Annotated in this window: 15 protein-coding genes; 4 read left to right on the top strand and 11 right to left on the bottom strand. The window is 71.6% G+C overall.

Annotated elements, in window-relative coordinates; all coding sequences use genetic code 11:
- Positions 1-66 precede the first annotated feature (66 nt).
- The 4 genes from ACV7NL_RS17675 to ACV7NL_RS17660 all read right to left on the bottom strand — a co-directional run bounded on the left by ACV7NL_RS17675 (position 67) and on the right by ACV7NL_RS17660 (position 6,149).
- Positions 67-1,956: a hybrid sensor histidine kinase/response regulator gene (locus tag ACV7NL_RS17675; protein WP_463357159.1), complete on the bottom strand. Its 1,890-nt coding sequence runs from the start codon at positions 1,954-1,956 to the stop codon at positions 67-69.
- Between the two features lie 458 nt (positions 1,957-2,414).
- Positions 2,415-3,953, bottom strand: coding sequence for an undecaprenyl-phosphate glucose phosphotransferase (locus tag ACV7NL_RS17670; protein WP_056183703.1), 1,539 nt, complete (start codon positions 3,951-3,953; stop codon positions 2,415-2,417).
- Between the two features lie 78 nt (positions 3,954-4,031).
- Positions 4,032-5,243, bottom strand: a complete 1,212-nt coding sequence (locus ACV7NL_RS17665; RefSeq protein ID WP_463357158.1) for a glycosyltransferase family 4 protein — start codon at positions 5,241-5,243, stop codon at positions 4,032-4,034.
- Between the two features lie 333 nt (positions 5,244-5,576).
- On the bottom strand, positions 5,577-6,149 hold the full coding sequence (locus tag ACV7NL_RS17660; protein ID WP_463356367.1) for a polysaccharide biosynthesis/export family protein: 573 nt from the start codon (positions 6,147-6,149) through the stop codon (positions 5,577-5,579).
- Between the two features lie 186 nt (positions 6,150-6,335).
- Here ACV7NL_RS17660 and ACV7NL_RS17655 point away from each other — a divergent pair, with 186 nt between their 5' ends.
- Together ACV7NL_RS17655 and ACV7NL_RS17650 are read left to right on the top strand one after the other, a co-directional pair.
- A complete protein-coding gene (locus ACV7NL_RS17655) occupies positions 6,336-8,873 on the top strand; it encodes a Wzz/FepE/Etk N-terminal domain-containing protein (RefSeq protein WP_463356366.1) in 2,538 nt (845 codons plus the stop codon).
- A gap of 435 nt (positions 8,874-9,308) precedes the next feature.
- Positions 9,309-9,701 (top strand): RidA family protein, encoded by a 393-nt coding sequence (locus ACV7NL_RS17650; RefSeq protein WP_056183696.1) that lies wholly within the window; start codon positions 9,309-9,311, stop codon positions 9,699-9,701.
- 6 nt (positions 9,702-9,707) lie between these two features.
- Here the strand turns inward: ACV7NL_RS17650 and ACV7NL_RS17645 are convergent, their stop codons facing one another.
- Entirely contained in the window at positions 9,708-10,907 is a 1,200-nt protein-coding gene (locus tag ACV7NL_RS17645) for a GNAT family N-acetyltransferase (RefSeq protein ID WP_463356365.1), read from the bottom strand.
- 205 nt (positions 10,908-11,112) lie between these two features.
- Here ACV7NL_RS17645 and ACV7NL_RS17640 point away from each other — a divergent pair, with 205 nt between their 5' ends.
- Positions 11,113-12,177, top strand: a complete 1,065-nt coding sequence (locus tag ACV7NL_RS17640) for a polysaccharide deacetylase family protein (RefSeq protein WP_463356364.1) — start codon at positions 11,113-11,115, stop codon at positions 12,175-12,177.
- A 6-nt stretch (positions 12,178-12,183) separates the two neighbouring features.
- On the opposite strand, the gene ACV7NL_RS17635 is transcribed toward ACV7NL_RS17640, so the two are convergent.
- From ACV7NL_RS17635 to ACV7NL_RS17610, 6 genes are all read right to left on the bottom strand, one after another.
- Positions 12,184-12,600 (bottom strand): hypothetical protein, encoded by a 417-nt coding sequence (locus ACV7NL_RS17635; protein WP_056183690.1) that lies wholly within the window; start codon positions 12,598-12,600, stop codon positions 12,184-12,186.
- A 103-nt stretch (positions 12,601-12,703) separates the two neighbouring features.
- A complete protein-coding gene (locus ACV7NL_RS17630; RefSeq protein ID WP_056183688.1) occupies positions 12,704-12,946 on the bottom strand; it encodes a DUF2842 domain-containing protein in 243 nt (80 codons plus the stop codon).
- A gap of 100 nt (positions 12,947-13,046) precedes the next feature.
- Entirely contained in the window at positions 13,047-13,805 is a 759-nt protein-coding gene (locus ACV7NL_RS17625; RefSeq protein WP_056184296.1) for an ABC transporter ATP-binding protein, read from the bottom strand.
- The gene (locus ACV7NL_RS17620) at positions 13,805-14,557 is read right to left on the bottom strand and encodes an ABC transporter permease (RefSeq protein WP_463356363.1); all 753 of its coding nucleotides are present in this window, start codon (positions 14,555-14,557) and stop codon (positions 13,805-13,807) included. Before ACV7NL_RS17620 ends, ACV7NL_RS17625 begins: the two co-directional genes overlap by 1 nt.
- A gap of 178 nt (positions 14,558-14,735) precedes the next feature.
- Positions 14,736-15,740 (bottom strand): NAD-dependent epimerase/dehydratase family protein, encoded by a 1,005-nt coding sequence (locus ACV7NL_RS17615; RefSeq protein WP_463356362.1) that lies wholly within the window; start codon positions 15,738-15,740, stop codon positions 14,736-14,738.
- A 557-nt stretch (positions 15,741-16,297) separates the two neighbouring features.
- Entirely contained in the window at positions 16,298-17,935 is a 1,638-nt protein-coding gene (locus ACV7NL_RS17610) for an inorganic phosphate transporter (RefSeq protein ID WP_463356361.1), read from the bottom strand.
- A gap of 340 nt (positions 17,936-18,275) precedes the next feature.
- Here ACV7NL_RS17610 and ACV7NL_RS17605 point away from each other — a divergent pair, with 340 nt between their 5' ends.
- The gene (locus tag ACV7NL_RS17605) at positions 18,276-18,623 is read left to right on the top strand and encodes a GcrA family cell cycle regulator (RefSeq protein ID WP_274533550.1); all 348 of its coding nucleotides are present in this window, start codon (positions 18,276-18,278) and stop codon (positions 18,621-18,623) included.
- Positions 18,624-18,675: the final 52 nt, after the last annotated feature.

The following is an 18,675-nucleotide window of genomic DNA, read 5'->3' as shown; positions in this document are numbered from 1 at the left end:
TCGACCAACGACGACATCGGCTGCGCCTCTCGGGGGCGCAGCCGATGTCGTTTGGAACCGAGGAACTCAGCCGCCGGGCACGCCCCCGGACCGGGCTGTGGCCCGGTGCAGGATGCGGGCGATCTGCTCGGCCGAATAAGGCTTGTGCAGCAACTCGAAATCCTGGGCGCCTTCCTCGGCGAGGACGTGGCTGTATCCGGAGGCCAGGACCACGGGCAGGTGCGGCAGATGGCGGCGCAGGTGGCGGGCCAGCGCGATGCCGCCCATGCCGGGCATCACCACGTCGGAGAACACGACGTCGTAGCCCGCGCCCCGGTCGCCGAGCCGCTCCAGGGCCTCCTCGGCATTGGCCGCCCAGGTCGTCTCGTAGCCGAGGTCCTGCAGGATCTGCGTGGCGAAGCGCCCCACCTCGACATTGTCCTCGACCACGAGGACGCGCTGGCCGGACCCGACCGGGGAGGGCGCCTCGGCCGGGGCGGCGGAGCCTTCGGCCGGGGCCGGCGCCACCTCCGGCAGATAGAGCGTGAAGGTGGCGCCGAGGCCGGGCCGGCTCGTCACGTCGACGTCGCCCCCCGACTGCTTGGCGAAGCCGAACACCTGGGAGAGGCCGAGGCCGGTGCCCTTGCCGACCTCCTTGGTGGTGAAGAACGGCTCGAAGATGCGCCCGAGCTGGCCCGGGGTGATGCCCGGGCCGGTATCGCTGAGCGCGATCGCGGCGAACGGCGCCCGCGCGCCCGCATGCCCGCGGATCGGCGGGATGCCGTTCGCGCAGGTGAGCCGCAGGGTGAGACGGCCCTCGCCCGCCATGGCGTCGCGGGCATTGATCGCCATGTTCACCAGGGCGGTCTCGAACTGGCTCAGGTCGGCGCGCACGAAGCAGGGCGCCTCGGGCAGCTCCGTTGCCACCCGGATGCGCGCGCCCATCACCGGGTCGAGCATCTCGGCCAGGGCCCGCAGGCGCGTACCGACCTCGAACACCTCCGGCTTCAGCGTCTGGCGCCGGGCGAAGGCGAGGAGCTGTCCCGTCAGCTTGGCGGCCCGGTCCACCGTGTCGGAGACCGCATCGAGGTAGCGCCGCTTGCGCACCTCCGGCAGGTCCGGCCGGCGCAGGAAGTCCACCGACGAGCGGATGATGGTCAGGAGGTTGTTGAAGTCGTGGGCGACGCCGCCGGTGAGCTGTCCCACCGCCTCGAGCTTCTGCGACTGGCGCAGCTGCTCCTGGGCCACCGCGAGGGCGGCGGAGGCTTCCTTCTCCCGGGTGATGTGGCGGCCATAGGCGTAGATCAGCGCGCCCTCCGCCGAGCTGTGCCAGGAGATCCAGCGCGGGCTGCCGTCGCGGTGGCGGTAGCGGTTCTCGAAGCTGGTGAGGTCATCCTGCATGGCGGCCTGGTCGACGGCCCTCTGGGTCAGGTCGGTATCCTCGTGCCAGACGAAGTCGCGGAAGCTGCGGCCGACGATCTCCTCCGGGGCGAATCCCAGGATCTCGTCCCAGGCCGGGTTGACCGCGCGAAAGATCCCGTCGGTGCCGACCACCGCCAGGAGGTCGCGGGAGTTGCGCCAGACCCGGTCGCGCTCGGCGGTGCGCTCCTCGACCCGATGCTCCAGGGTCTCGTTCATCTCGCGCAGGCCGCGCTCCGACAGCACCCGTCGCGTGGTCTCGTTGGTGATGCAGAACATGCCCGCGATGGCGCCGGCATCGTCGTAGACCGGCGAGTAGGAGAACGACCACCAGGTCTCTTCCGGGACGCCGTAGGACGCGGTGGTGAGCGGCAGGTCCTCGAAGCGGCTCGCCTCGCCGGCCAGCGCCTTCTCGACGATGGGCAGCACCTGGTCCCAGACATCCGCCCACAGCTCCGCCAGCGGCTGGCCCTGCCGCTGGGAGCGCTGGGGACCGAGGAGGGGCCGGTAGGTGTCGTTGTAGAAGAACAGCAGGTCCGGCCCCCAGGCCAGGAACATGCTCTCGGGCGAGTTCAGGACGAGGCCGAGGGCGACCCGGAGGGCGCAGGGCCAGGTCTCCAGCGGCCCGAGCGGGGAGGCCGACCAGTCCTCTCCGCGGATCGCCGCCCCGGACGCGCCGCCCCCGACCAGGAAGGCGCCGGCCTCAGCCGACATCGGGACGGCCTCTCTCGGCAACGCCCCCCCAAGCTCGGGACCGTGACGGTCCAGGGGCTCGGGGAGCCGGCGCGCGCAGGCGGGCAGGGCGGGAAGATATCACGAAAACGGCTTGCACCCTCGAATGGATTCAAGCCCCGTTCCATGGCCAAGCCGCCGGCGCCGGTCAACAAATTCCACGCCCGCAGCGTTGACGCAGGGCGGCGGCAAGAAAGGGAAGCCCCGCAGCAGCCCGCCGCAGCGTCGTCGGCGCCCCGATCACACCGCCGGACCGGTCTCGCGCTGCCGGGAAGCGGACCGGATCAGTAGGCGTTCTTGGTCCGAAACAGCGAAAGCGGGGTCGCCAGCATGATCTTCACGTCGAACAGGATCGACCAGTTCTCGATGTAGTGCAGGTCGTGCTCGACGCGCTTCTGGATCTTGTCGCTGGTGTCGGTCTCGCCGCGCCAGCCATTGACCTGGGCCCAGCCGGTGATGCCGGGCTTGACCTTGTGTCGGGCGAAGTAGCCGTCCACCACCTGGTCGTAGAGGGTGTTGGCGGCCTTGGCCTGGAGGGCGTGGGGCCGGGGACCGACCAGGGAGAGCTCGCCCTTGATGACGTTGAAGAGCTGCGGCAGCTCGTCGAGCGAGGTCTTGCGGATGAACCGGCCCACGGGGGTGACGCGCGGGTCGTCGCGGGTGACCAGCCGCGCCGCGCCGGCATCGCTCTGGCTGACATACATCGAGCGGAACTTGAACACCTCGATCAGCTCGTTGTTGAAGCCGTAGCGCTTCTGCCGGAACAGCACCGGGCCGGGCGAGGTCAGGCGCACCGCCAGGGCGACGGCGAGCATCACGGGCGCCAGGACCAGGAGCATCGCGCAGCCGACCACGCGGTCGAAGATGGTCTTGGCCACGATGTCCCAGTCGGCCATCGGCTTGTCGAAGATGTCGAGCACCGGCACGCCGCCGAGATAGGAATAGGCGCGCGGCCGCAGGCGCAGCTTCGAGGCCTGGGCCGAGAGGCGGATGTCGATCGGCAGCACCCAGAGCTTGGCCAGCATCTGCAGGATGCGGTCCTCGGCGGCGATCGGAATGGTGAAGATGATGAGGTCGAGGCGCGTGGTTCGGGCATAGGCGACGAGGTCGGTCACGGTGCCGAGCTTCGGGTAGCCCGCCACCACCGTGTCGGAGCGTGTGTCGCCCCGGTCGTCGAACACGCCGACGATGCGGACGCCGGAATCCGGCTGCCCGTCGAGGGCGCGGATCAGTTCCTCGGCGACGGGGCCGCCGCCCACGATGGCGGTGCGCCGGTCGAAATGGCCGCGCTGCATCTGGGCGGTGATGAAGCGCGCCAGGGTGAAGCGCCCGACCGCGAGGGCGGCGAGCCCGGTGACGAAGAAGCTCGCCAGCCAGATCCGGGAATAGTGATCCGCGATCTTGGCGAAGACCATGATGGCGGCCACCACCAGGAAGGCCAGGGACCAGGCGCCGGCGAGCCGCAGGGCCGATCCGGGCAGGGACCGGAAGGCCGCCATGCCGTAGGCCCCGGTGACCTGGAGCAGGAGCACGGCGAGGCCGGCGATGCCGAGGGCGGTGGCGAGGTAGCGCGGCGACAGCGCCACGATCCCGGCGAGCTGCAGGCGCTGGATCACGAGGCCGATGGCTGCGACGCCGACGAATTCCGCGATCCGGACACAGCCCGCGAGCACCACCGGCGAGTGCAAGGCCGGCGCCGGGGCCGGCATCGGGCCGGGCGCCCGCGCCTCGGCGGGCGGCAGGGCGACGGAGAGGCCGCCCTCGGGCTGGGGCGCGAACCGGCCGGCAGCGTCCAGCAGGTCACGGACATCGAAGGCGCTCATACGGGCTTCCGGGCTTTGTTTCGGGCGCAAGGGACAGCGGGGGCGGCGATCGGGCGGGCAGGGGACAAGGCCGTCGCGTCACGGTCCCGCCGAGGCGACCGCGGGGCGGGCGGCCTCCGCCCGGGCGCGCTGGGCCGCAGCATAGCCCGACAGCACGTCCGAGCCCATCCGGGTCATCGAAAACCGCGTCCGCACCGAAGCCGCCAGAGCCTCGAAGCGCTGGCGGCAGGCGGCGGGCTCCTCGTCGAGGACGCGGGCGATCGCGGCCGCGAGGGCCTGCCCGTCGCGCGGCGGCACCAGGTCGGAGGCGGCGGCCCCGAAGATCTCCGGAATGCCGCCCACATCGGTGGCGACGAGGGGCTGGCAGGCGGCGGCCGCCTCCAGCACCACGTAGGGGAGGGATTCGGCGAGCGAGGGCACCACCATGATCCGGCCGCGGGCCAGCACCGGGCGGATCGCCTGCGGCGGCTCGAATGCCACCGCGTCTCGCAGGCCCATGGCCGCGACCCGCTCGGCCAGAACCTCGGAATCGGGGCCGGAGCCGACCATCAGCAGGCGCAGGGGGCGGCCCTCGGCGCGCAGGCGCAGGAGGGCGTCGAGGAGGAAGGGCACGCCCTTCGCGTCGCGCAATTCGCCGATATAGACGAGGTCGGCGCGCTCCTCGGCCGGCACGATCGGGGCGAATTCCGCCTCGCTGATGCCGTTGTGGACGATGCGGGTGATCCGGCCCGGGTCGCCCGCATAGGTGCGGTGCCGCCCGGCGACGTACTCGCTCTCGAACAGGAAGACGTCGGTGCGCAGGGCCATCAGGCGCTCGACGCCCATATAGACCCGGTGGGGCAGGGTGCCGGGCTTGTGGTTGTAGCTCCCGCCATGGGGGGTATAGGCGCGGATCGGCCCGCGGTCGCGCAACGGGGCCATGCGGGCATAGACGCCGCCCTTGGCGCCGTGGCCGTGCAGCACGGTGACGGCCACGGCCTCGGCGTGCCGGGCGACGGCGCGCAGGATCGTCAGGTCCGAGACATGCGGATTGCGGTGCATCGGCAGGCGCATCAACCCCAGGGCGAGGCAGGGGGCGAGGTCCGCCAGGGCCCGGGCGGCGCGCTCGCCGCCGGTGGCGGCGTCGCAGAGGATGCCGACCTGATGGCCCGCCATGGCCTGAAGGCGGGCGAGGTCGAGGACGTGGCGGAAGAGACCGCCGACGGGCGCGCGGAAGATGTGGAGGATGCGCTGCGAGGCGCTGCCGGACCCGCCGGTCAGGACCGATGCGGACAGGTCGGACCCGGCGATGGGCGCGGCGAGGCCAGAGGTGGCAAGGCTGGACCCCGAGACGCCGGAGCCGATCAGACCAGGGGCGAACGCACGCACGACAAGCTGCTCCACGCGACACGGGACCAGCGGTCAGACCGCATGTCCGTCGGGGGAACCTGGCGTCCGAGAGGTGGGCGGACCGTTAAACGGACCGCCGCGCGGCCCCGTCCGGTCAAAGATCGGCAGAATCCTTCGCGGTTCGGTTAGGCGAGTCCTAACTTCCGGAACAGTATTGCGAAGATCGCGGCCCGAAGCCCGGCATTCGAAAGCCCGGCATTCGGAAATCCGGCATTCGATAATCCCGCATGCCGATCAGAAGAAGCGCTCCTTGATCACGATGGTGTCGCCGGGACGCACCGGATAGGTCATCGGCACGATGCCCGAGACGAGGCCGTCCCGGCCCTCGCGGGTCAGCACCGCGTAGTCGCGGGCGGCGCGGGGCCCGAAGCCGGCCGCGATCGCCACCGCGGTCTCGACCGCCATGCCGTTGACGTAGGGATACTGGCCCGAGGTCGTGACCTCGCCGAGGATGTAGAACGGCCGGTAGGCGTCGACCTCGACGGTGACGTGGGGCTCGCGCACGAAGCCGGCCGCGAGCTTGGCCTCGATGGTGCGCGCGGCCTGGGCGGTGGGCTGGCCGCCCACCTTCACCAGGCCGATGAGCGGCATCGCGATGTTGCCCGCGCCGTCGACCGCGTAGATGTTCGACAGGTTGTCCTGGCCGAAGACGATGACCCGGAGGCGGTCGCCGGCGGAGAGCGTGTAGCGCGCCCCGATCGAGCCGGTGCCGGTCGCGTCGAGTTGATCGGTCCGGAAATCCGGGCGCAGGCAGCCGCCGAGCATCAGGCTCGACGTCAGCGTTATGAGAAGTGATCGCCGGTTCATCACTACTGCCGTCGTGAGGAAGATTCGATCCCACTCCTAGGCCGACATGGTTAACGAACACTGACGTCCCGCAACGATCCGTGCGAAACCCCGCCTCTTAACGTCCAATCAACCTTAACCCGCTCTATTCGCATCAGAGCCGGCCCGCCCGCGGTCGACCTCCTTGTCTTGCGTAAAGATCGAGCCATGCCCCGCTCTTCGCCGTTCCAGCCCACCCGCGACGCCCCGCCCGCCGAAGGCGAGGGGTTGGGGCTGGCGCAACTCGCCGGCCTGCTGCGCCGGTCCTGGCGCTGGATCGTGATCCCGACCGCTCTGGCGACGATCGGCGCCATCGCGTTCGTGCAGGTGGTGTCGCCGCGCTACACCGGCGAGGCGAAGATCCTGCTCGAGAGCCGCGACACGCCCTACACCCGCACCGCCCAGGAACGCGGCGAGCAGCCCCAGCCGATCGACGAGCAGGCGGTGGCGAGCCAGGTCCAGGTGGTGATGTCGCGGGACCTCGCCCGCGAGGCGATCCGCCGGCTGTCGCTGGCCGGCAACGCCGAATTCGATCCGAGCGTCGCCGGCTTCGGCCCGCTGCAGCGCGCCCTGATGATGATCGGGCTGGCCCGCAATCCGATGGAGCGCCCGCCCGAGGAGCGGATCCTGGAGACCTATTTCGACCGCCTCAGCGTCTACCCGGCCGGCAAGTCGCGCATCCTCACGGTGGAGTTCCGCTCGCAGGATCCGCACCTCGCGGCCCAGGCGGCCAACACCATCGCGGAACTCTACATCGGCTCCCTCGAAGCGGCGAAGACCGACACCGCCCGCTACGCCTCGAGCTGGCTTGGCGGCAACATCGAGGCCCTGCGCACCCGCGTCGCCGAGGCGGAATCCAAGGTCGAGGCCTACCGCGCCAGCCATGGCCTGATCGCCACCGGCGGCGCCGCCGGCCAGCCTCTCGGCGCCCAGCAGCTCGGCGAATTGTCGACCCAACTGTCGCAGGCCCGAACCGCCAAGGCCGATCTCGCCGGGCGCGCCAAGCTGATCAAGGAGATGATCAAGGACGGCCGCGCCTTCGAGATCCCGGATGTGGCCAACAACGAGATCATCCGCCGCACGGTCGAGCAGCGCATCACCCTGCGCAACCAGCTCGCCCTCGAATCCCGCACCCTCCTGCCCGCCCATCCGCGCATCAAGGAACTGACCGCGCAGATCTCGGACCTCGACGCCCAGATCAAGGCCACCGCCGAGCGGGTGGTCCGCACCCTCGAGAACGACGCCCGCATCGCCGAGGCCCGGGTCGAGAGTCTGAGCGCCGCCGTCGACGCCCAGCGCGACGTGGTCTCGAAGGGCAATTCCAGCGAGGTCCAGCTCCGCGCCCTGGAGCGCGAGGCCAAGGCCGAGCGCGAACAGCTCGAATCCTACCTCGCCCGCTATCGCGAGGCCTCGGCCCGCGACGCCGAGAGCGCCGCCCCGGCCGATGCCCGCGTGGTCTCGCGCGCCATCACGCCCGAGACCCCGTCCTTCCCCAAGAAGCTGCCGATCGTACTGCTGGCGGCGGTGCTCGGCCTGCTGTTCTCGATGGGCGCCGTCATCGCTCGCCACCTCCTCACCGATCCCGACGGCTCGGGCCGGCGGCGGCGGAGCGAGACGGACTCCGAGTCCGGCTCGGAGCGTCCGATCCACCGGCACCAGCCCTTCGCCTTCCCGGAAGCCTCCCTGGCCATGGCGCGCCAGGGTGGGCACGGCCCGGCCCCGCTCACCGCCGGCACGCTCGGGGAGCCTGAGCGCACGGTCCTCACGCCGGAGGTTCCGGTGGCGGACACCGTCGCCACGCGCCCGATTCTGTCGGCGGCCGGCATGGAGCCGGACAGCCCCAGGCCGGCGCAGCCCGAAGGCTTAAAGCCGGCGCAGCCCGAAGGCTTCAGGCCGGCGCAGCCCGAAAGCTTAAAGCCGGCGCAGCCTGAAAGCGCAAAGCCGGCGCAGCCCGAAAGCCTCACGCCGGCGCAGGCAGAAAGCCTGCCGCAGGCCCGGGGCGCCGGAGCCCCGAAGGCCGGGGAGGCGGGCAGCTACGCTCTCGACCCGCTGGTGGCGCGCCTGCGCGACGGCGCCGCGCCGGCCCGGGATGGGGCGGGCCGCACCGTCCTGGTCATGGAGGACGCGCCGGTCCGGCGGGCGGAGGCCGGGCTGGCCGTCAGCCTCGGCAGCGCGCTGACGGCGGGCGCCAGCGTCCTCGTCCTCGATCTCAACGGCCCTGCCTGCGGTCCGGACGAGGCCGGCCTGACCGACCTCGTGGCGGGCGAGGCCGCCTTCCTCGACGTCATCCAGGCGATCCCCGGCTCGCGCCTGCACGCGATCCCGCGCGGCTTCCTCGCCGCCGGCATCCTGCTGGAAGAACCTCAGGCCCTGGCGATCACCCTCGACGCCCTGGCCCAGGCCTATGACTGGGTGGTGTGCCGCCTCGGCGCACCGCAGACCCGCACCGCCCGCGCGATCCTGGAGATGGCCGGACACCAGATGGACGCGGTGGTCATCGCCTCCGACCGCGATCCCGAGGATGCCGACCTCCTCGACCTCTACGGCCTGGCCGAAGCCTCCGGCGCGGGCCAGATCCTGGTGGCCCAGGATTTTGCAGCCCAGGATTTGGCAGCTGCGACCCTCGCTCCGGCGGGCCCGGCTATCGCCGAGCGCCCCGCTTTCGCGGACGAGGCGGCGATGCCGCTGCGCCGCTCGGCGGCCTGAGCCCAGCCGCCGCTCGTCCCCCTCTCTCCAGGCTGAACCACCCCGCCCTTCGCGTCGGACGAAGAGTGGGTCTTGCGAAGGGCGGGTCTTGGCGTTCCGCCGTCCGATCGGACGAACGCGCGGCGATCACTCCACTCAGCCACGCCTCGGAATACGACGACCGGTTGACCGACCGGGAATCTTGCGACCTAAGATGGCTGTCCTTCGGCCATGCCGATCCCGTATTCCGCGGAGGAGCGACCCGAGCCCCGGCACCCCGCTGCCATCGAGACGTATCTCCGAGCCTGTGCGGCCGAGACCGATGCTGCGCCGAACGCGGTCGGCACGCCTGCGGCTGCCTCCGGGGTTGGCACGCGTCGCACCCGACGCAGGGACTGTCTTCGGCTCAGGCCGTCCGCGAGATGTCATTCGATCCCGAAGCAGGACTGGATCACGATGCTGCGTCCGATCAATCCGCCCGGTCCGTCCATTCCCGGCATCTCGCAAGCCATGCTGCTCTCGGAGGGGCGACTTCTCATCCTGTCCGGCCATGTTCCCTTCGATGACACGGGCACCATCGTCGCCGGTGATCGGGCGACGCAGCTCGATCAAGTCTTCCGGAACATGCAGGCGACGCTCCATGCGGCCGGCGCCGATTTCAGCGCCGTCGCGCGCCTCACGATCTACGTCCGTGACTACGATCCGGCCGAGCTGCCGGCGATCCGGGCGGTGCGGGATCGCTGGATCAATGCCGCATGCCCACCCGCCAGCGCCCTGATCGGTGTCGCGGCGCTCGCCTTCCCCGACATGCTGGTGGAGGTGGATGCGATGGCGTTCCTGCCGCCGTAGTCCAGCCTACTCGGTCGCGGCCCGGTGGCGGCGCAGGCGGGACACGAGCGCCATCAGGCGCGGGTCGCGCTTGATGCGGCGCTTGAGGCGGGCGGCCGCGATGATCCGCAGGGCGAAGACATGGCCACGCAGGGTCACCGGCAGGGTCACCTCGCCGAGTTCGATGGTCTCGTCGCAGATGCTGCTCTTGTAGCGGGCCTCGCCGACGCCGAGGTCGAAGCTGCGCCGGCCCCGCGCCGTCTGGTCGGCGATGAGGTGGTGCAGGAGGATGTCGCCGGGGCTGGACCGGCTCACCGCCGGATCGGCGTCGAAGGACGTCATCATGCCGCTGTAGCGCTGCGCATCGACGGCGCCCGCGAAAACCGCGAAGACGCGGCCGGTCCCGGCGGCCACCAGCGCGGTGACCTCGATGGCGGGGCTGGCCCCGGGAACCGTCGCCCGCGCCAGGAAGGCCCGCACGGCGGGATCGGCATAGGGGTTGGCGAGCCCCATGCCGGCGAAGCGGGCGGCCTTCTGTTCGTAGAACGCGGCCAGATAGCGCTCGACCGCCTCCGGGGTCTCGGCCCGTTGGCACGCCACCGGCCCGAACGCCTCGACGAGCTTCTTCTCCTTGGCCCGCAGCTTCTTGCGCGCATCGCTGCTGAAGACCCGCTTGAGGGTGGCGTCGGGGTCGGGTCCGAGCATCAGCCCATAGGCGTCGCTCGGGGCCGGTTCGGCCTCGTGGTGCAGGGGATTGGCGGCCCCGTCCCAGAAGCGGGGCTGGTGCGACAGGGCGAAGACGTCGATGCCGGCCTTGCGTCCGATCAGGCGCAGCGCGTCGGACAGATCCTCCGGACGCATCGCCGCCGCCTCGCGCGAGGCGAAGAGCGGCATGTGGTAGTTGGCGTGCTTGGCGCCGATCACGCGGGCGACCCGTGCGCCGCCCTCGCGGGCGACCACCAGGGGGATCAGCACGCGCGCGCGGGCGGCGGGATCGCGCAGCACCACGACGCGCAGATCCGCCTCGGCCCCCCCGGTTCCGGCGACGAAGGCCGCGACCCAGTCGAAGCGCTGATAGGGCGTCGCCAGCGCGGCCGGATCGGATTCCATCGCGCGCCACAGGGCCTCGGCGGTGCCGAGATCGTCGAGGATGTCGGCCCTGAGGCCGTGCTGCACCCGCGCCCGCATCGCTCCGGCTCCAGTCAGGTCATGAGCGAGAACAGCCATGGGATCATCCTGGGCCCGCCGCGCGGGCCATCGGTCCGGTTGACCGGCGGATCGGAACCCGCCGGATCGATCGACCGACCCTGCGCCGCCAAGCCTTAACCCGTCCGTGACGCCGGACCGACGAGGACCGCCTGTCTGCCCACGTGGGTAACGAAACCTTGCCGGTTGGCGTGCTCCCCTGGCGTCCCGCCCGATCGGATTCCCCATGTCGGCCACCGAAACGCCCGCGCTCAGCCGGCGCCACCGCCTGTTCGCCGCCGGCTTCCGCGCCATCGCGGCGAGCCGGGCCGACCTGTGGCTCGGCCCGGTGGCGCGCGGGCGCGGGCTGATCCTCACCTTCCACCATGTCCGGCCGGAGCCGCCGGCGGCCTATGCGCCGAACGGCCTCCTGGCGATCACCCCGGACTTCCTCGACCGGACCGTCACGCTGGTGCGGAAGCGCGGCTTCGAGATCATCGCCCTCGACGCCGTGCCCGAACGCCTCGCTCGCGGGGGACGGCCCTTCGCGGTGCTCACCTTCGATGACGGCTACCGCGACAATGCCGAGCATGCGGCCCCCGTCCTGCGCCGCCACGACGCCCCCTGGACCCTGTTCGTCACCAGCGCTTTCGCCAGCGGCCACGGGCGCCTGTGGTGGCTCGAACTGGAACGGGCGATCGGCCGCCTCGACCAGGTGCGGGTGCCGGACGGCGATCTCGACCTGCCCGCCCGCGATGCGCTGGACAAAACCGCGGCCTTCGCGGCGGTCTACCGCCATCTGCGGGCCGGACCCGAGGCGCGGCTCCTCGCCGTCATCGCCGGCCTCTGCGCCGAGGCCGGGCTGGTGCCGGACAGGCTGGCCGCGGATCTGTGCCTGTCCTGGTCCGAGCTGCGCGACCTCGGCCGCGACCCCCGCGTCACCTTCGGGGCGCACACGATCAGCCACCCGATGCTGGCCAAGCACGATGCGGCGGTGGCGCGGCGGGAGATCGAGGCGGGGCGGGCGCGGATCGCGGCCGAACTCGGGCGCCCGGTCACGCACCTGTCCTACCCGGTGGGCGATCCGACCTCGGCGGGGCGGCGCGAATTCGCCCTGGCGCGAGACCTCGGCTTCGCCACGGCGGTGACGACCCGGCCGGGCCACCTCTTCGGGGGCCATGCGGCCCACCTGCACGCGCTGCCGCGGGTCTCGGTCAACGGTCATCACCAGACGGAGGCCGCGCTCTCGGCGCTGCTCTCGGGCGTGCCGTTCCTGGCCTGGAACCGGGGGCGCCGGCTCAACGTCGACTGATGGGATTCAGCGCCGGCGGCGGTGGCGGCGATACGAGCGGCTCTCTCCGCCCGCGACGGCGAAGCTGGCGCTCTGGCGGCCGTGGCGCGCGTACCGGCCGCGCCGTCCGCGATGCCCGATCGCGGCGATCGCCGCCCCGGTGGCGGCCGCGCTCGCCTCCAGGCGCTGGGGGATCGCCGCCAGCGCGGAGGCGACCGAGGCCGAGGCGGAGGCCGCCCCGGCGGCGGCCCCGCTGGCGACGTTCTTGGCGGCCGGCCCGAACATCGCGAGGCACTGGTTGTAGGCGAGGTCGTTCTTCAGGCGCTCGCAATCCGAGACCGAGCGCGGCGTCGATTGCGCCCCGGCCGGCCGGGCCGACAGGACGGGAACGGCCACCAGGAACGCGAGGCCGAGGGCGAGCGAGGACGGGCACAGACGCGGCATTGAGCGGGACAACGGCCTCTTAACGAATGACACGCCGCGCTTCTGGGCCGCGAGTGCGGCGAAAACCCGACGTCACCCGGCGATTCTGGCGCCGAATGGGGCGTCAGCCCCGGTCGCCCGCATCGTTCGTCGCATCGTTCGTCGCATCGTTCTTGCCCATCCAGCTGATCAGCGGCATCAGCGGGAAGATCCAGGCGATGCCGAGGAGGGCGTACAGCACCGCCTGCACGGGGGCCGGCGTCTGCGAGATGCGGCTGTCGGCCAGCGCCATCGCGAGCGGCGCGTAGAGGATGATGAAGGCCAGCATCACGATCGTGCCGATCAGCGAGCGGGTGCGGCGGCGCATCGGCCAGGTCCTTGCAGCGAACGGGGGCTCCCGCCGGGGTAGAGCCCCGGGCCCCCGATGGCAACGGCCGCGCCCGCGACCCTTTTGGCATCCCGTGCCGTCAGAGTTCCGACGAGCGGTTCGACAGCTCCATCCGCAATTGCCGGGCGGCCTCCTGCAGGGCGGCATCGCGCCGGCGCCGGGGCCGGGGCACGGTGATGGGCATCTCGGCGGCGAGGTGGCCCGGGCTGCCGGCCAGCACCACCACCCGGTCGGCCAGGGTGACCGCCTCGTCGATGTCGTGGGTGACGAACAGGATGGTCTTGCCCGTCGCCGCCTGGATGCGCTGCAACTCGTCCTGCAGGCCCTCGCGGGTGAAGCTGTCGAGCGCCGAGAACGGCTCGTCCATCAGGAGCACGTCGGGGTCGACCGCGAGCGCCCGCGCGATGGCGACGCGCTGGCGCTGGCCGCCGGAGAGCTGGTGCGGCCAGCGCTGCCCCAGATCGCCGAGACCGACGAGGTCGAGCATCGCCTGCGCCTTGGCCAGGCGCTCGGCCTTCGACAGGCCGCTGCCCTCGAGCCCGAAGGCCACGTTGGCGATGACCCGGCGCCAGGGCAGCAGCCGCGCATCCTGGAACACCAGGGCCATCGGCGTGCGGCAGCCCGGCCGGGCCTCGATCCGCACGGTGCCGGCGCTGGGCTGGGCCAGCCCGATCAGCACCCGCAGCACCGTCGACTTGCCGACGCCGGATTCGCCCACGATGACGAGGAACTCGCCCCGCGCCACCGCGAGGTCGAGGTCCCGCAGGATGACCGTCCGGGCGCCGTCGCGCGCGTAGGCGAGTTCCAGCCCCGCGATGGAGATGATCGGCTCGGACATCAGGCGCGCCACCGGAGAAGCCAGCCCTGGAGGGCGACGAAGGCCGTATCGAACAGGCCGTAGAGGGCGGCCATGGTGAGCATGTAGACCACGACGATGTCGGTTGAGAGCAGGCTGGAGGCCTGCATCATCCGGGCGCCGACGCCGGGCACGCCGAAGATCTCGGCGGCCACCACCGCCATCCAGGCCTGGCCGAGCGCGGTCCGCAGGCCGACCAGGATGCCGGGGGTGGCGGCCGGCAGCAGGATCTTGGTGAGCCGCGCCCAGGGCGAGCTGAAGCCGAAGGCCTGGGCCACCTCGACGAGGTCGCGGTCGACGCCCCGCACCGCCCCCTGCGTGGCGAAGAACACGATCCAGAACACCCCGATGGCGATGATGAAGACGGCCGCCTCCGGCTGGACGCCGAACCAGATGATGGCGAACGGCACCCAGGCCAGGCCCGGAATCGGCCGCAGCAGGCGCACGATCCAGGCGGTGAAGGCCTCGAAGCCCCGGAACATGCCGCTGAGCAGGCCGAGCCCGATGCCGGCTCCCGCCCCGACCCCGAGGCCCGCCACGTAGTGGCTCAGGCTCGACAGCACCGCCTCGCCCCAGACCCCGAGGCGGACCTCGTTGAGGAAGGCGGCCGGAATGGTGCTCGGCGGCGGCAGGAAGGCCGGGTTGATCAGGCCGAGGCGCGGCATGGCCTCCCAGAACAGCAGGAAGGCGAGGAGCCCCGCCGCCGCCAGGGCTGTCGAGCGCAGGGCCGTCATCGGCGGGCCACCGGCGCGGCGCGCCCGGGCGAGAAGGGTCTGGAGATCATCGGGCGGCTTAAGCTCGGCAAGTTGGGCTCGGCAAGAGGTTGGCGTCCGGGGAGAGGTTGGCGTCCGGGGAGAGGGAGCTGAGAGAGAGGCGGGTTCGACGAGGTCACCCGCCCTGGGGTGGGCCGGATCAGGCCCCGTAATAGTCCCGATACCACGCCACGAAGGCGGCGATCCCGGTGCTCAGCGGGGTGTCCGGCACGGCGCCGACGAGGGCGCGCAGCAGATCGGTGCTGGCCTCGGTGCGCGGCACGTCGCCGGGGGGCAGGGGCTGGAGGATGCGTTCGGCGCGGCGCCCCAGGGCGCGCTCCAGTTCGTCGATCATCGCGTCGATGCGGACCGGGCGCCCCCCGCCGATATTGACCAGCCGGAACGGCGCCACCGGACTCAAGGTGTCGCCGGGACAGACCGGCCCCTCGGCGGGCGCCGGCGGCCGGTCCATCAGGCCCCGGATCGCCGCCACGAGGTCGTCCACGTAGGTGAAGTCGCGCTCGGCCGCACCTCCGGCATAGACCGTGATCGGCGCGCCGGCCAGGATCTTGGCGGTGAACAGGAACAGGGCCATGTCCGGCCGACCCCAGGGGCCGTAGACGGTGAAGAACCGGAACGCCGTGGTCGGAATCGCGAACAGGTGGCTATAGGCATGCGCCATCACCTCGCCGGCCAGCTTGGAGGCGGCGTAGAGGGTGAGCGGTGTCACCGCCGGGTCGGTCTCGCGGAACGGCAGCGCCGTGTTGCCGCCATAGGCCGAGCTGGTGGAGGCGAACAGGAGGTGGCGCACCGGATGCGCCCGCACCGCCTCGATCAGGTTGGCCATGCCGACGAGGTTGGCCTCCACGTAGGCCCCGGGATTCTCCAGGCTGTGGCGCACGCCCGCCTGAGCCGCGAGATGCACGACGATGTCGGGCGCGGCCCGTTCGACCGCCTCCCGCAGGGCACCCGGGGTCTCCAGCCGGGCCTCGACGGCGGTGAAATCCGGGCTCCGCGCGAGGTCGGCATGGCGCGCCCGCTTCAAAGCGACGTCGTAATAATCGCTGAACCCGTCGAACCCGGTCACGGCGTGGCCCTCCGCGAGGAGACGCCGCGCGAGATGGTAGCCGATGAAGCCGGCGGTGCCGGTCACGAAGACGCGCATGCAATCCCTTGCGGCCGTCCGAACCGGATCGCGCCTGCCCCCGACCTACACGCAGCGCCGCGCGACCTCAAGAAAGCGGGGGGTGCGGGCGATTCCGGCGGCCGCGACGCGGCCCTCCGCCCGAGAATGGCTGTTGGATTCATCCCGCGCTCTCGGGTGCGCTGACGCGATTCGCCCAGGCGCGGGTTCGCCCCTCCCTCTCTGCGGAGCAGGCGAGAGAGGGGTGCCTGCGGAGCAGGCGGGAGAGGGGGCGACTTCTCCGAACCGCGCGTTCCCCTCTTGCGGGACGGCGTGCCGGCCCGATCCGCTACGCGGGCCACCCGCTCCCGCAGGGGCGACTGGATTCACCCAACTCTGACGGGGCAAACCTCGATCGGGAACAGTGTGATGGCGGTCATCTGCGGGTGGGCGTGAGACGCACCGGGTCTCCCTCTGCTGGAAGGAAAGGGGACCCCTGCAGCCCGCGCGTTGTGGGAAGGCCGTAGCCCAACGGGGGATAGGGCGACGCGCGCGAAATCCACGTCCTGCGAGCCGGTTGGCGGCGAATCCCCCAGCCCTCAGAACACCTGCCGCAGGACGAAGAACAATCCGCCCGCCAGGGTGATGGCGGCCGGCAGGGTCAGGACCCAGGCGAGCGCCATGTTGCGCACGGTGGCGACCTGGAGGCCCGAGCCGTTGGCCGCCATGGTGCCGGCAACGCCGCTCGACAGGATGTGGGTGGTGGAGACCGGCAGGCCGTAGAGTTCGGCGAGCCCGATCGTGCCGGCGGCCACCATCTCGGCCGAGGCGCCCTGGGCGTAGGTCAGGTGGGTCTTGCCGATGCGCGCGCCCACCGTGACGACGATGCGCTTCCAGCCCACCATGGTGCCGAGGCCGAGCGCCAGGGCGACGCAGACCTTCACCCAGGTCGGGATGTAGCGGGTACCGTCGTTGAGGAGGCCGGCATAGGCCTTGAGCACCTTGCCCTCGGCCTCCGGGAAGCCCGCCCCGGTGCCCGGCAGGAGGCGCACCGCGTCGGCGGCAAGGTACATGTCGTTGCGCAGATTCGGGGTGGCGGCGGCCGGCACCTGCCGGATCGCGCCGTGGCGCTGGACCGAGGCGGCGATATCCTCCGAGAGGGCGGCGAGCGCCGCGTAGACGGCAGGCGTGTTCAGCGCCTTCGTGCGCAGGGCCTCGGCGACCTGGACCCGGGCGGCGGCCGCGTCGGGGGGCGCCATGGTCCCGGCCCGGGCGGCGAACACCGCGCGCGCATCCTGCGACTGCTTCACGAAAACCGGCGTCATGTCGTCCGACATGGTGCGGTTGAGGGCATAGGCGGTGGGCGCCGCGCCGATCAGGATCAGCATGATCAGGCCCATGCCCTTCTGGCCGTCATTGCCGCCGTGGAAGAACGACACCAGGGTGCAGGTGAGAATGAGCAGGCCGCGGATCCAGAGCGGGGGCGGGGCCTCGCCCGCAGGCGCCTCGTACAGGTCCCGGCGCTTGACGACGGCCTTCATGGCCACGAGCAGCAGGGCCGCCAGGACGAAGCCGAGGACGGGCGAGATCAGCAGCCCCTCCAGCACCGTCACCGCCTGCCCCCACTCGACGCCGGAGGTACCCTGGCCCTCGGGCGCCATCAGCTGGTTGGCGAGGCCGACGCCGATCACCGAGCCGATCAGGGCGTGCGAGGAGGAGTTCGGCAGGCCGAGCGCCCAGGTGCCGAGATTCCACAGGATCGCGGCGATCAGCAGGGAGAAGATCATCGCGTAGCCGGCCGACGACCCGACCTGCAGGATCAGCTCCACCGGCAGCAGGGTGACGATGGCGTAGGCTACCGCGCCGGAGGACAGCATCACCCCGAGGAAGTTGAAGGCGCCGGACCAGATCACCGCGACCAGCGGCGGCAGGGCATGGGTGTAGATCACCGTCGCCACCGCGTTGGCGGTGTCGTGAAAGCCGTTCACGAACTCGAAGGCCAGGGCGATCAGGAGAGCCAGCGCCAGCAGCGCAAAGGCTCCGATCGCCAGCGGTGTCTCACCGACCGCGTTCATGTCGTGAACGAGGCTGTATCCCGCATAGGCGAGGCCGCCGAGGAGGACGAGCGCGAACCCGATCAGGCCCGAGACGTGGAGGCGCCCGTCGAGCTGCGGCCCGCCATCCAAGCCGATCGGTCGCCCGGCGGCGATCACGGGGGATAGGCGCGCGTCGGACATGATTCGGGCCCTCGCGAGTCATTCACGCCAGCGGGATGATCCACCGACGCCCCTCGCATGGTCCGCCTCTAGGAGTCGCGTGTCACAGTTCGATGACAGGCCGGGATTCGTCTTCCGCAACAGGGATGAGACCCGCCGTCCCAGCCGTGCGAACTGGGCGATGCGGTGCCGGCCCCTGTCCCGGAAGCCGGGAAACCTGTGCGCTGCAACGCATCCATGCGTCGGCACTTGTTTGCCGGAGCCCAAACCCCAGATATAACAGCATCATGACGCTGTCGCGCCCGGTTCGGTCGCGTGTCCGACCCGATCCGGGTCGGCGAATCTCCCGAGACGTGCGGCGGTGCATCCTTCGTACCCGTGCGGATCGGGGGGCCTTTCGGACGCGACGCGCTTCTCATCTGCCACATTCCGCAGGGCTCAGCCCGCGAAAGCCAGTCCGCGAGTCATTCGATCCATGAACCAGCTTGTCCGCATGTCACAGGTCGGCGAGGCCGATGCCATCGCCGAGCCCTCCGCCGAGCTGCGGGTGCCGTTCGCGCAGTCCGGCGCCTTCGTGTGCAAGTTCATCATCGGCGAGCCCAATGACCGCGCCGTCTGCTGCGGCGCCCCCGCGCCGGACGGCAAGAGCTGGTGCGCCTTCCACCGCCGCATCGTGTTCGAGCCGGCCCGGCCCGGCCGCCTGCGCTGACGCGCGCGCCCGTCCAACCCGCTCTCCACCCCGATTTCCCGAACCCCGCCGG

It is taken from the genome of Methylobacterium sp. Ger2507, assembly GCF_055231875.1.
Note: the sequence above shows the minus strand (reverse complement) of the source record. Positions and strands in the feature narration are given on the sequence as shown.